At 52.1% G+C, this 13,373-nt stretch carries 12 protein-coding genes; 4 read left to right on the forward strand and 8 right to left on the reverse strand.

What is annotated here, in order from left to right; all coding sequences use genetic code 11:
- Positions 1 to 54 precede the first annotated feature (54 nt).
- The 4 genes from ACVA58_RS16500 to pilM are packed head-to-tail and all read right to left on the reverse strand — an operon-like array spanning position 55 to position 2,733.
- Complete coding sequence (locus ACVA58_RS16500; RefSeq protein ID WP_446511472.1) at positions 55 to 576, reverse strand: pilus assembly protein PilP; 522 nt, start codon at positions 574 to 576, stop codon at positions 55 to 57.
- Positions 573 to 1,166 (reverse strand): type 4a pilus biogenesis protein PilO, encoded by a 594-nt coding sequence (locus ACVA58_RS16505; RefSeq protein WP_446511473.1) that lies wholly within the window; start codon positions 1,164 to 1,166, stop codon positions 573 to 575. The genes ACVA58_RS16500 and ACVA58_RS16505 overlap by 4 nt, the downstream gene beginning before the upstream one ends.
- On the reverse strand, positions 1,163 to 1,738 hold the full coding sequence (locus ACVA58_RS16510) for a PilN domain-containing protein (protein ID WP_446511474.1): 576 nt from the start codon (positions 1,736 to 1,738) through the stop codon (positions 1,163 to 1,165). The genes ACVA58_RS16505 and ACVA58_RS16510 overlap by 4 nt, the downstream gene beginning before the upstream one ends.
- Positions 1,735 to 2,733, reverse strand: a complete 999-nt coding sequence (gene pilM, locus ACVA58_RS16515) for a type IV pilus biogenesis protein PilM (protein WP_446511475.1) — start codon at positions 2,731 to 2,733, stop codon at positions 1,735 to 1,737. Before pilM ends, ACVA58_RS16510 begins: the two co-directional genes overlap by 4 nt.
- A gap of 148 nt (positions 2,734 to 2,881) precedes the next feature.
- Here pilM and ACVA58_RS16520 point away from each other — a divergent pair, with 148 nt between their 5' ends.
- Positions 2,882 to 5,410 (forward strand): penicillin-binding protein 1A, encoded by a 2,529-nt coding sequence (locus tag ACVA58_RS16520; RefSeq protein ID WP_446511476.1) that lies wholly within the window; start codon positions 2,882 to 2,884, stop codon positions 5,408 to 5,410.
- 71 nt (positions 5,411 to 5,481) lie between these two features.
- Here ACVA58_RS16520 and oxyR read toward each other — a convergent pair whose 3' ends face one another.
- Positions 5,482 to 6,381 (reverse strand): DNA-binding transcriptional regulator OxyR, encoded by a 900-nt coding sequence (gene oxyR, locus ACVA58_RS16525; protein WP_446511477.1) that lies wholly within the window; start codon positions 6,379 to 6,381, stop codon positions 5,482 to 5,484.
- Between the two features lie 156 nt (positions 6,382 to 6,537).
- Between oxyR and ACVA58_RS16530 the strand changes: the two genes are divergently transcribed.
- The 3 genes from ACVA58_RS16530 (at position 6,538) to ACVA58_RS16540 (ending at position 9,266) form a co-directional block, all read left to right on the forward strand.
- Positions 6,538 to 7,266 (forward strand): glutathione peroxidase, encoded by a 729-nt coding sequence (locus tag ACVA58_RS16530; RefSeq protein ID WP_446511478.1) that lies wholly within the window; start codon positions 6,538 to 6,540, stop codon positions 7,264 to 7,266.
- Positions 7,267 to 7,363: 97 nt separating this feature from the next.
- Positions 7,364 to 8,815, forward strand: a complete 1,452-nt coding sequence (locus ACVA58_RS16535; RefSeq protein WP_446511479.1) for a dihydrolipoyl dehydrogenase — start codon at positions 7,364 to 7,366, stop codon at positions 8,813 to 8,815.
- A gap of 208 nt (positions 8,816 to 9,023) precedes the next feature.
- Complete coding sequence (locus ACVA58_RS16540) at positions 9,024 to 9,266, forward strand: DUF3624 family protein (protein WP_446511556.1); 243 nt, start codon at positions 9,024 to 9,026, stop codon at positions 9,264 to 9,266.
- 80 nt (positions 9,267 to 9,346) lie between these two features.
- Here the strand turns inward: ACVA58_RS16540 and argH are convergent, their stop codons facing one another.
- From argH to argB, 3 genes are all read right to left on the reverse strand, one after another.
- Positions 9,347 to 11,224 (reverse strand): argininosuccinate lyase, encoded by a 1,878-nt coding sequence (gene argH / locus ACVA58_RS16545; RefSeq protein ID WP_446511480.1) that lies wholly within the window; start codon positions 11,222 to 11,224, stop codon positions 9,347 to 9,349.
- A gap of 59 nt (positions 11,225 to 11,283) precedes the next feature.
- Positions 11,284 to 12,492 carry an argininosuccinate synthase gene (locus tag ACVA58_RS16550; protein ID WP_446511481.1) on the reverse strand — a complete coding sequence of 403 codons (1,209 nt, stop codon included), beginning with the start codon at positions 12,490 to 12,492 and terminating at the stop codon, positions 11,284 to 11,286.
- A gap of 95 nt (positions 12,493 to 12,587) precedes the next feature.
- Complete coding sequence (gene argB / locus ACVA58_RS16555) at positions 12,588 to 13,373, reverse strand: acetylglutamate kinase (protein ID WP_446511482.1); 786 nt, start codon at positions 13,371 to 13,373, stop codon at positions 12,588 to 12,590.

The raw sequence follows: 13,373 nt of genomic DNA on the forward strand, positions 1-13,373 counted from the left end.
ACCGCAGGACTTGCAACAGATTCCTTGTCATTCATTCCATCTCTATTTTGGTACTTACTGCGACGCCAACGTCATTGTGGCGGGTATTTTTAGCCAGCACCCGTCACCGTCCGGCATAATTTGTTCGATGGCCACTTTATTCGCCGTGACCTCAAGCACCCGGCCATGGTTACGGCCGATATAACTCCCCTCGCGAACCCGGACCAAACTACCCTGTGGGGTATAAATCAAGGCCCACTCCTTGCTCGCACTACCGATGATTCCACGCATACTGAGCTGATCCAGTGAATAGCTTTCCAAGGGTGAAGAACGTTTCCGAGCGGCAGGTTGCCAGCACACTTTGTCCTCCTTGCGAACCTGCACGTCCAGCTCTGGTTTGGGAAGCTGGAACGGTACCCGATCGCGGCTCATGACAAACGCTTCGGCCCTGAACAACTCTTGCTTATCTAATGGCTCAACCTGCGCCACCGCATGTCGATGGGTCTGGTTGATAAACAGCTCGACAGAATCGTCATTGGCCTGGCACCCCGTTAGTCCCAACCCGATCACCAGCCAAACCAAGATCTTGATATTCATCGTCCCCCCTCCATGGGTGGCGTTTTAAAACGAAACGTTGTCGCTGAGACCTTGAGCTGTAGCTCAGCCTGCTGCGGATCGCTCCTACGCAGGTCAATATCTTTAAGCAAAACTATCCGCGGCATATGTGCGATATCAGCAGCAAAGCGGCCGATTTCTTCATACTGTCCAATTACATTGATATGGATAGGTAATTCAAAATACAGTGGGTGCTCTATTCGGGCCGCCCATTCAATCCGCTCGAATAACAAACCATTGCGGACCCCGCTATCATTCACACTGGCCAGCAAGCTAGATAGTTCTTCCTCTTCAGGGAGCTGCTCCACCACCTGCTGGTAACGGTCCTGCAAAATGTCGACCTGCTCCCTCACCTTCGGCAATGCCGCCACCTGATTGGCCCTACGGGACAGGTGCATTCTCTGCTCCTGCTCTTGTAATTTGAGCCTCTCGAGTGCATCCAGTTTTGGGAATACCCAATACCAAGCCCCCGCCAATGCAATCACCCCCGCCAGCACGATAACCACGACCGTTTGAGCAGCAAACGGCCAGTCAGCCATTTCATCGAATTCCAACTCTCGCCAATCAATCATTGGGCCCCCTCTTCATTCCGGTGGGGCTGCGGATCCGAGTTAATCACAAATGAAGCCTTGAAGCGGATCAACTCAGACTCTTCGTCGGCACGCACGATCGAGTGCATTGTGATCCCCTCTATCCATGCGGATTGCTCGGCATTGGCCAACAAAGTGGCTAAATGCCCATTTGACTCCCCTTTGCCACTGAATTTAACGTGGCTACCTGTCAGTGAAATGCCATCAAGATAGACCCCTTGAGGCACCAAACCGGGCAACAAACTTAGCAATTGGGTAATATGGTTACGTCCTTCTTGGATATCAGTGATGACAGATAAACGCTTGAGCAGAGCTTCTCGCTGAGAATCCATTTCTGGCAACAGGGACAACTTTTCCTCAAGCAATGCCACTTCTTGGCTTATCCGGGCATTACGGCCCGATTGGATACCCTGCTGCCAATCCAACAGCCAACCCGCGAGGCCGATCAGTACGACAGCCATGGCAGCAGCGCCCGCTAGCATAGAGCCAAAGCGTTGCCGATAGCGCTTTCGTCCTTCTTCCCGCCATGGCAGTAAATTGACCTTTGCTATCATGCGCTTCCCCCTCGAATCGCTAAACCCGCCGCAACCGCATACTGCCCGCTAACCCCCTCTTCCAAAGCCATATCCAGCTTGGCCGAACGTTGGAAACCGGACAGTGGGTGGATTTTACGTACCGATACCGACAGCATCCGCGCCAACATATCTTCAAGGATCAAGTTTTGCCCTCCGCCAGACAACCAGACCCCCTTAAGGGCAGAACGTGGATAGGTCGTTCGATAAAGCTGGATCTGCCGCTTTAGATTGTCAGCCAGCAACTTGGTGAACTGTTCAGCCCTCGCTGTACTATCCCCGCTGCCAGAAAAGGTATTGTCGATCTGCGCCATAGCCTCGCAACCAAATGATACCTCGCGCCGGTAAACAGCACCGGCTGGTCCCCTGATCCCAATAGCCGTTGTAGTATGACCAATATCAACAATCCCCCAATCCCCCTCGGTGCCTTCCTGCTCGGCAAGATATTGCTCGAGCCATACCAGCGCATGGGTCTGTAGTTCCATCACTGTCGGCGACAGCCGGGCCTGGCGCATAACCGCCACGCGGCTATCAACCGCTTCTTTACGGGTGGCATACACCTGTACCGGGTGGGTTTGTGATTGCTCACCGAATGTCTCCCCCATCATTGGGAAAAAATCCAGCCGGAGATCTTCAACGGGAAAGGGGGATGAGGCACTGATAGCCTGCTCAACGGCAAAAACCGATTCATCTTCAGTTAGATGGCTATCAAGTTGGACAACCTTGCTGATCACTGCACTGTCAGGCAGTGCCAATACCGCCTGCTTTGCACCAAAGGGCAGGGCTTTTTTTAATTTACGCATCGCTGACAACAAAGCGGGGGCATTTACGCTATGCTGCTTATTCAATACCGGGGCAGGCAAGACAACTTCGGCAAAAGCAACAAGCTCAAGCCCTGACTTCTTCTGTCGTAAGACCACGGCTTTAATGCTGTGATGACCAATATCAACCCCAATTATTAGTGGGTTACGAAACATACCGTGCTATGCTCCCTTTAGACAGACAAGCAAATTACTTATTTAAAACAAACACCAGCTTTTTAGCGTTAATTTTCCTTAAGTTACCTTTATACTACTCGCGGAAACCGAAGAAACGCATGAATACTGGTGTAACGGGAAATCTCAAGTGAAGTTCATAAAGCGATTACTAACTTTTGCATTGATTTGCATTATTCTTGGAGTCACTACAATTTTTGGCTTTTACCTCTACGTAAAGCCAGAACTGCCTGATGTCGCCACCCTGAAAAATGTTGAATTACAAACGCCTATGCAGGTGTTTAGTGCAGATGGAAAGTTGATTTCCCAATTCGGCGAGCAACGCAGGATCCCTCTCACTCTTGATGAAATCCCACCACAAATGGTCAATGCGATTCTCGCGACAGAAGACAGCCGCTACTACGATCACCCGGGTATTGACCCTATCGGTATTGCCCGTGCCGCATTTGTTGTCGCAACATCCGGTTCGGCCAAACAAGGCGCTAGTACCATCACCCAGCAACTTGCGCGTAACTTCTTCCTTACCAACGAGAAGAAGATCATGCGTAAGGTCAAAGAGATATTCATCGCTATCCACATCGAGCAGTTGCTTAGCAAGGATGAAATCCTTGAGCTGTACCTGAACAAGATCTACCTCGGTTACCGCTCCTACGGTGTGGGTGCCGCCGCACAGGTTTACTATGGTAAAGAAGTCAGTCAGCTAACGCTGAGTGAAATCGCCGTAATCGCCGGCTTGCCGAAAGCCCCGTCGACCATGAACCCAATCTACTCAGTCAGCCGAGCAACGTCTCGTCGTAATGTTGTGCTGAGCCGGATGCTGGCTGAAAACCATATTACTCAAGCAGAGTTTGACCAAGCCCGTGCCGAACCCGTGGTAGCCCGTTACCACTCTGCAGAGATCGAACTAAGTGCTCCTTACTTTGCAGAGCAGGCCCGAGCTTGGATGATTAGCCGTTACGGCGAAGATGCATACACTTCAGGGATGCGTGTCTACACCACGGTCGATCCCAAGTTGCAGAATGCTGCTCAGCAAGCCGCTATAGATAATCTACTCGGCTACGACCAGCGCCATGGCTTCCGAGGTGCTGTTGCTACCCTGTGGAAACCGGATCAAGCAACTTGGTCAAGCGAGCAAATCAATGAACATCTTGCCAAGCAACCAACTTATGGCCAGCTTCAACCTGCTGTCGTTACCCAAGTAGAAGGCAAATCGGCATCAGTACAGGCCAAAGGCGGCAACCAGTACACCTTGGAGTGGGATGGTATGAAGTGGGCCCGTAAGTTCATCACCGATAACCGCCAAGGGGCTGCACCAAAAACAGCCAGCGATATTATGGCTGTCGGCCAACAGATTTGGGTTCAGCAACGTGGTGATAACTGGGTACTGAGCCAGGTGCCAGACGCCAATACCGCTTTCGTGGCTGTTTCGCCACAGGACGGTGCAGTAAAAGCCATGGTCGGGGGGTTCAACTTCGTCCATAGCAAGTTCAACCGTGCAACCCAATCAGTCCGTCAGGTAGGCTCGGCAATCAAGCCGTTTATCTACTCGGCAGCTTTGGATAACGGTATGACTCTGGCCAGTCTGGTCAACGACGCCCCAATCAACCGTTGGGATCAAAGCATGGGCACCTCATGGCGTCCGAAGAATTCGCCGCCAACCTATAATGGCCCAACCCGATTACGGATTGGTTTGGCGCAGTCCAAGAACGTCATGGCAGTACGTGTACTGCAGAATGTCGGTCTCGATGAAACCATCGACTTCCTGACCCGTTTCGGCTTCAAAAAGAAAGATCTACCGCGTGCTGAACCATTGGCGCTAGGGGCTGGTAGCTTAACCCCGCTGGAAGTGGCGCAAGGTTTTGCGGTATTTACCAATGGCGGTTACTACGTCGATCCATACTTCATTGAGCGCGTAGAAGACCCTTATGGCAACGTGGTTTTCCAAGCCAGTCCAAGCGTCGTCTGCAGCACCGAGTGCCAGCAGGAGCAAAGATTGGCGGGACAATCAAACACAACCAGCTCTATCCTCAATGATATCGCGATCAGCGAAGAGGTGCTGGGCGATGATCAGCAACCCCAGGGCCCTCGCTATGCCCAGCAGGTGATCTCCGAGCAGAATGCCTTCCTAGTACGTGAAATGCTAGAAAGCAACGTCTGGGGTGGCGGTGACTGGCGTCATGGTACGGGTTGGAACGGCACTGGCTGGCGTGGCCAGGTACTCAAGCGCCGTGATATCGGTGGCAAGACAGGTACTACCAATGACTCGAAAGATGCTTGGTACTCAGGTTTCGGTCCGGGCATCGTCGCAACCGCATGGGTTGGCTTCGATGACCACAGCCGTAACCTCGGCCGTACATCATGGAACAACAATCAAGACAAAAACCAGATCTCCGGTGCTGAAGCCGGCGCCAAAACAGCCCAACCGGCCTGGATTGAGTTTATGAAGAGTGCCTTGGAAGATGTTCCGGTCCAGCGTAAGCAATTGCCGGAAGATATTATTCAAGTGCGAATCGACCGCGATAGCGGTAAGCTCAGCAACCAGAACGATTACACATCAATGTTCGAGTATTTTGAGGAAGGGACCGAGCCAACCGAGTCGGCCAGCGAGTCAGCTTCTGAAGGGATTTTCGAATCCGATAGCTCTGACGAGTTGTTCTAACCATCGTTAGCCAAATCTCAGCTAGTAAAAAAGAGCGCCGAGGCGCTCTTTTTTTATGTCTCCACCTGAGACTAAGCGGGTAACTGCTCTTCTAGGTGACACTGAATCAACTCAGCCAATTTCTCGTAACGTCCTTTCAGCGGCGAACCGGGACGATACGCCAAGGTGATCAAGCGACTCGGTACCGGCTCTTCTGCCGAGATATAACACACTCCATCCCGACGCTGATCCTTTGGGGTCGCCAATTTCGGCATCAGGGTGATACCGCTACCTGCCGCGACCATGTTACGCAGGGTTTCCAGACTGGTGGCCTTAAAGCTGCCATCTTCCTGCGCGCCAGCCGCAAAACAGAACCCCATCGCCTGATCCCGCAAGCAATGGCCGTCGCCCAGCATTAATAGCGTATGACCCTGCAGCTCAGCCATTGGCAGTGATTGGCGATCTGACCAAGGGTGATCTTCCGGCACTGCCAATACCATTGGCTCATGGTACAGTGGCAACTCGATGAACGATTCACTCTCTTTCACCGCAGCTAGAATAATACAGTCGAGCTTACCGTCTTCCAATTGTTGTACCAACTGATGAGTCTGCGCTTCATGGAGGAACAGCTCTAGCTCGGGAAAGCTCGCCTTTATCTTGGGGATAATATGCGGCAATAGATAAGGCCCGACGGTCGGAATAAAACCGATATGCAAAGGCCCGGACATACTTCCCCCCTGCTCGCTGGCAAGCTCTGTCAGTACCTTGACCTCAAGCAGCACTTTCTGTGCCTGTGCCACCAGTGCCAGACCGGCATCGGTAAACAACACTTTACGGCTGGTTCGCTCCAGCAGTGCCACGCCCAACTCTTCTTCCAGCTTACGGATCTGGCCGCTCAGGGTCGGCTGGCTGACAAAACAGGCTTCTGCCGCTTTGCGGAAATGCTTGTGCTCAGAAAGCGCCACCAAATATTCGAGATCCCGGATATTCATTTCAAACCACTTTGATAGAAATTAACTATCAAAACCATAACACCAAACGATTAGATCTATCAATAACAAACCTGCATAATCATCACATCAACAGGGAGCAACGATGATTACGCTCCAGTTGCACTAGACAACCAACTAAAATACAAAGGAAAAATAATGTTTACATCTAAAGAAGGCCAAGCGATCCCTCAGGTTACGTTCCACACCCGCCAAGGTGATCAGTGGGTTGATGTAACAACTCAAGAGTTATTTACCGACAAGACCGTCATCGTATTCAGCCTACCAGGCGCATTCACACCGACGTGCTCTTCAAGCCACCTACCTCGCTACAATGAGTTGGCTTCAGTCTTTGCGGAGAACGGCGTTGACGACATCTTGTGTGTTTCGGTTAACGACACTTTCGTGATGAACGCATGGAAAGATGCCCAAGAAGCAGAGAACATCACCTTCATCCCAGATGGCAACGGTGAGTTCTCGAAAGGCATGGGTATGCTGGTAGGTAAAGAAGACCTCGGCTTCGGTGCTCGCTCATGGCGTTACAGCATGCTGGTGAAAAACGGTGTAGTAGAAAAAATGTTCATCGAAAACGACGAACCGGGCGACCCATTCAAGGTTTCTGATGCCGATACTATGCTGGGTTACATCGCACCTGAGCACAAAATGCAAGAGTCCATCACGGTATTCACCAAGCCAGGCTGCCCATTCTGTGCCAAGGCAAAACAGAACCTAATCGACAAAGGCATGAACTACGAAGAAGTTGTTCTTGGCAAAGATGCAACCACTGTCAGCCTACGTGCGATTTCTGGTCGCAGCACAGTGCCTCAAGTCTTCATCGGTGGTAAGCACATCGGTGGCAGCGAAGAGCTGGAAACATACCTAGGCTAACCCCCTACCTATAACGATAGAGAGCCCGCATGACGGGCCCAAACCGGCAAATACTATATTGCAAGAACTGGCTGGCAAAGCTTGATTGGAGAGACAGATGAAAACCCTGAATGTTGATGTTGCTGTGATCGGCGGTGGTACCGCAGGCCTTGGCTCGTACCGTGCAGCCAAAGCCCATACGGACAGCGTTGTGATGATCGAAGGTGGCCCATACGGCACGACGTGTGCCCGCGTCGGCTGTATGCCATCTAAATTGCTGATTGCAGCGGCAGAAAGCGTTCACCAGATTGAAAAAGCCCCGGCCTTCGGTGTTCACCCACAAGGTGAAATCGTGATCAACGGCCGTGAAGTCATGGACCGTGTTAAGCGTGAACGTGACCGTTTCGTAGGCTTTGTACTGGAAGGTGTTGAGGAAATCCCTGTCGAGGACAAAATTACCGGCTATGCCAAATTCATCGATAACAATACCCTTGTTGTTGACGGCCATACCACAATCAACGCCAAGCGCATTATCATCGCTACCGGTTCTCGCCCTGCTTACCCTGCAGTGTGGAACGAACTGGGTGATCGCCTGATCATCAATGATGATGTATTCGACTGGGATGATTTACCAAAGGCGGTTGCGGTATTTGGCCCGGGCGTTATCGGCCTTGAGCTTGGCCAGTCACTCAAACGCCTCGGTGTTGAAGTGATAATGTTCGGCCTTGGCGGCCAAGTCGGCCCGCTAACCGATCCGGCCGTCATGGCTTATGCTGACAAAGCCTTCAACGAAGAATTCTACCTCGATGCCGACGTGCGTGTCGAAAGCATGAAGCGTATCGGTGATGAAGTCGAAATCCAATACCTTGATAAACAAGGTGCCCTACAAGTCATCAATGTCGAGTACGTGCTGGCAGCTACTGGCCGCCGCCCGAACGTCGATAAGCTAAACATCGAAAATACCACCATGACGCTAGATGCTCGCGGTGTACCGACAGCCGATTACTACACCATGCAAACTTCGGTCGAGTCGATTTTCGTTGCCGGCGATGCCAGCAACCAGCTTCCGCTGCTGCACGAAGCAGCCGATCAAGGCCGTATTGCCGGTGACAACGCCGGACGCTTCCCTGATATCCGTGCCGGTCATCGCCGCACAAAAATTTCTGCCGTATTCTCTGATCCGCAAATTGCCATGGTCGGTGAAACGTACAAAGAAATCACTACCCGACTGGGCCAATGTGGCTGTTTCGAAACCGGTGAAGTCTCGTTTGAAAACCAAGGCCGCTCTCGTGTCATGCTACGCAACAAAGGCATACTGCATGTTTACGGTGAGCAAGGTACCGGTCGTTTTCTGGGCGCAGAGATGATGGGGCCGAATGCCGAGCACCTGGCTCATCTGCTAGCTTGGGCACACCAGAATAAAATGACCGTTGCCGACATGCTGGATATGCCATTCTACCATCCAGTGATTGAAGAAGGTGTCCGTACTGCACTGCGTGATCTGAACGCTAAATTGCACCTAGGGCCTGAAATGGTCGAGCACTGTCTCGATTGCGGCCCGGGCTGCTAATCGAACAACCTCTCATAGAGAACTCTCCTTGCACTACCGAACAGCCCTCCTCGTGAGGGCTTTTTTTGCTTTCCCTTTACCAAAGATACATGATTAGTTGTTTCCCGATAGGGCCAGGCAAGCGTAGACTGTCGATAATAACAAGGGACGAGCGGATGAGACAAAAATGGGATGCCAAGCCTGCACAAACTCTGTTTTCTGGCAAAAGCTGGGGCGCTGCCAGCGCTGTATTTACCAGTTATCAATATTGAGCCCGCTGGGCTGGATATTCTGGGGCGTTTTCTATCGCCACCAGCCAACCACCCTCGAAGCGATCACCCTCTGTGTTACGGCCTCCTGTATGACATTACTGCTGCTTGCCCATGTCATTCGCGCCTGGCAGTTCAAAGACCAAGCAACTCCCTCCAGACGACACTCCCGAAAAAATTCCATAAAAAAAGCCCGACATTAAGCCGGGCAAATAGACTAAGAGATTACTACGGTTATTGAGGCCGAGATAACCAGCCTCAATGGATTTTTCAATTCATAGGCTTACGCTACATTTACTGTCGGGATAGCCTGCTCCTGATCCAGCCGTACTTCCAGTGCCACCTCATCACAGGCGTGCTGACGCGGACAACGATCACAGTCTTTCATCACCTTCTCAGGTAGCAAGGATTTCGATGTCGGTACAAAGCCCTGCTTCATGAAAAACTCAGGTACCCTGGTCAAGACAAACACCTTCTTAATTGCCATTTGACCGGCTTTTTCAATTAGGTGATCAACGATCGCCTTGCCCTGCCCCTGGTGCTGCCACCCGGCTTCCACCCCGAGAGAGCGAATTTCGGCCAAACCGGAATCATAGACATACAGGGACGCACAACCGGTGACCGTGCCATGATGCTCGGCCACGGCGAACGAGCCAATGTCCCGCACCAGTTCGTTGCGCATCCGAGGTAAGTTCTCACCAAGACCGGCCCAGTACACTACCATTCCCTCGATAGCATCGAGATCGGTCAGGCGGGCACCACGCACTTTCACCCCCGGTGAATAACGCTTCTCAAGGCGCTTCTCGACTTGGCCAATGGCAAAATCAACCTGATTCGGTGCTACGCCACCCAAGGCGCAACGTTTTTCGAGACAGGATTCGATGGTGAGGATCGGATAGACATCGTCATCTATCACTTCGGAGAACGCTTTCATCTCGGCTAATGACAGCTCTTCGAGGGCACAGCCCTTCGCAATGGCCGCCACAACAGCAACACCGACAATGTGGTGGGCCTCACGGAACGGGATCCCTTTCGCCACCAGATAATCGGCCAATTCGGTCGCATTAGAATAGCCCTGCATGGCCGCTTCCAGTGTTCTGTCCTTGTTGACCTTGATGCCTTCAAAGCACAGTGCTGCCATCTCCATACACTCATACCAGCTGTCCAGCGCATCGAACAAGCCTTCCTTGTCTTCTTGCATATCCTTGTTGTAGGCCAGCGGAAGTGCCTTGACGGTCATCATCATGCCGGTCATCGCACCGTAGACCCGGCCGCACTTACCACGGATCAGCTCCAGTGCATCTGGATTCTTCTTCTGCGGCATCAAGGACGATCCCGAAGTCACGGTATCAGCCAGTTCGATAAAATTGGACTCGCCAGAATTATAGAAGATCAAATCTTCTGCCATCCGGGAGAGATGCAGCATGGAAATCGATGCGGTAGATAGTAGCTCCATCACATGGTCACGGTCCGATACCGAGTCGAGACTATTACGCGTCGCACGCTGGAAGCCCAGACTATGAGCCAATACCTCACGGTCAATCGGATAAGCAGTACCGGCCAGCGCACCGGATCCCAACGGGCAGGTATCCAACCGCTCTAGCGCGTCGGACAAGCGTGAATGATCACGCTCGAACATTTCAACATAGGCCAAACACCAGTGGGCAAAAGTGACCGGCTGCGCACGTTGCAAGTGAGTGTATCCCGGCAAGACCGTCGCTTGATGCTCACGGGCCACAGTCACCAGCTGGCTTTGCAGTTGATCCAACATCAGCAGTAGCTGCTGACCTTGCTGGCGACACCACAGCTTGAGATCCGTTGCCACCTGATCGTTACGCGAACGACCCGTGTGAAGCTTCTTGCCCAGATCACCGACTTTGCCAATGAGCTGCTGCTCAACCCAGCTATGAATATCCTCAGCATCAGAACGCAAAATCTGCTCCGGATCTTCCATCACTGCCAGCTTCAGCTCATTGAGCGCCAGCTCCAGCCGTTGCTGCTCTTCATCCGACAACACATTGACCTGGCGCAACGCCTTCGACCAGGCGATCGAGCCGACAATGTCCTGCTCCGCCAAACGGTAATCAAAACGCAATGAGTCGTTGAACTGCTTAAACCGTGTGTCAGCCGCCTGACTGAACCGTCCGCCCCATAGTGCCATGGCCTATCTCCTATGTATCTTGCTCGACTTGCTGGTAATTTATAATGTCGTGTTCTGAATTATTTTTTTTGTTCATTCAGCGCACGGATACGGCTTGCCAGCGAGTACAGGCGGATAAAGCCACCCGCATGACTGTGATCGTATACCTCGTCCTCGCCAAAGGTTGCAAACTCTTCTGAATACAAGCTATTTACCGAGCGCTTCTGTACTACTGTAGCTTGGCCTTTATACAGTTTCACGACAACCTCACCGCTCACATCTTGTGACAGCTCTTGTGCTGCAGCTAGCAAAGACTTACATAACGGGGTAAACCAACGGCCATCGTAGATCAGGTGTGACGCTTTCAGGCCGACACTTTCACGGAACTCAAACGCGTCTTTATCCAGTACCAGCTGCTCTACTGCACGCAGGGCTTCATTCATAATGGTGCCACCCGGCGTTTCGTAACAGCCGCGGGACTTGATCCCGACCAGACGGTTCTCGACAATATCAATACGGCCAACACCGTGTTCGGCACCTTTCTCGTTGAGGTAAACCAACGCGTTGTATGGCGACATCGCTTCCCCATCGACCGCGACGATTTCACCTTTCTCAACCAGGATTGAAACCTGCTCAGGTTTTTCCGGTGCATCTTCAGGATCTTTGGTCCACACCCAGCAAAGCTCGTTAGGCTGGTTCCACGTTTCTTCCAGCACGCCACCTTCGGTAGAGATATGCCAAGCATTGGCATCACGCGAGTAGATTTTTTCCAACGAAGCCGAACACGGAATATCACGCTCTGCCAGGTAATCCAGCAGGGCCTCACGGCTACGCAGATCCCACTCACGCCATGGCGCAATCACTTCCAACTGTGGCGCCAATGCCGCATAGGCACTTTCGAAACGCACCTGATCGTTACCTTTACCGGTACAACCATGGCATAGCGCATCAGCCCCGACTTCCAACGCACATTCAACCTGTGCCTTGGCAATAATAGGGCGGGCCATTGATGTACCCAGCAGGTATTTACCTTCGTAAATCGCCCCGGTCTTCAAGCTTGGGTAGATATAGTCCTTGACCATTTCTTCTTTCAGATCGGCGATGTAGCAAGCGGAGGCACCTGAGGCCAGCGCCTTTTCTTCGATGCCTTCCAGCTCTTCCTCACCCTGACCGACATCGGCCACGAATGCCACCACGTCACAGTCATAGTTTTCCTTGAGCCAAGGAATAATCGCCGAGGTGTCCAGACCGCCGGAATAAGCCAATACTACTTTATTAATTTTGCTCATAATTCTCTCCTGATTGCCTGTTCGACGGTCTTCCCGCTCAGGCGATTTATCAATCCGTGTGTACTACATCTGTATGTATTCAATAACCGCAGGCATTACGCCTGAGGTGAAAATTTGGTACCGATACTCTGGCCGTCAAACAGCGCAGCCAACTTATCGGGATAGCGCCAAGTCGCGACTTCGATTGAACGCCCCAGAGCATTAGCGGCTTCAAAAGCGGCGCGGACTTTGACCACCATACCGTCAGTGATCACCGCCTGGGTAATCAGCGCTTCGGCTTCCGGTTCAGTCAACTCGCTGATCAGGTGTCCTTTACCGTCCAATACCCCGCTGACATCCGACAGCAACACCAACTCGCCATCAAGTGCCGCCGCTACCGCCACTGCCGCCTGATCGGCATTAACATTCATAAGCTGGCCCTGACTATCAAGGCCAATTGAGCTAACAATCGGCAAGAAACCCGCCTGCATAATCAGACTGATCAGGCTACTGTCACCCGGCTGTGCTTTACCCACTGCACCCAATTCGGGATCCAGTTCGGTCACTTCACACAAACCGCCATCGGCTAGACTCAGACCTACAGCGTTAACACCCGCTTTTTGTGCCTGTCCCTGCAGCAGCTTATTGGCCGTCCCCGCCAGCGCACCGGCGATATAGGGAATTTGTTCAGTAGGAGTCACCCGCAACCCTTCTTTCTTCACCGTTTCCAGTTGGAGCTTGGCCATCAAGTCATCGACCAGATAACCACCACCATGGACCAGAACCAAAGGGCGCTGCGCCTGCTGCTGGTAAGCATTGATAGCACCAAACAATTTTTCTAGGGTTTCACCGCAAGACAGTACTGCACCGCCTAGCTTTATCACCAAAGGAACCTGATTCAT

It is taken from the genome of Photobacterium sp. DNB22_13_2 (assembly GCF_052873915.1).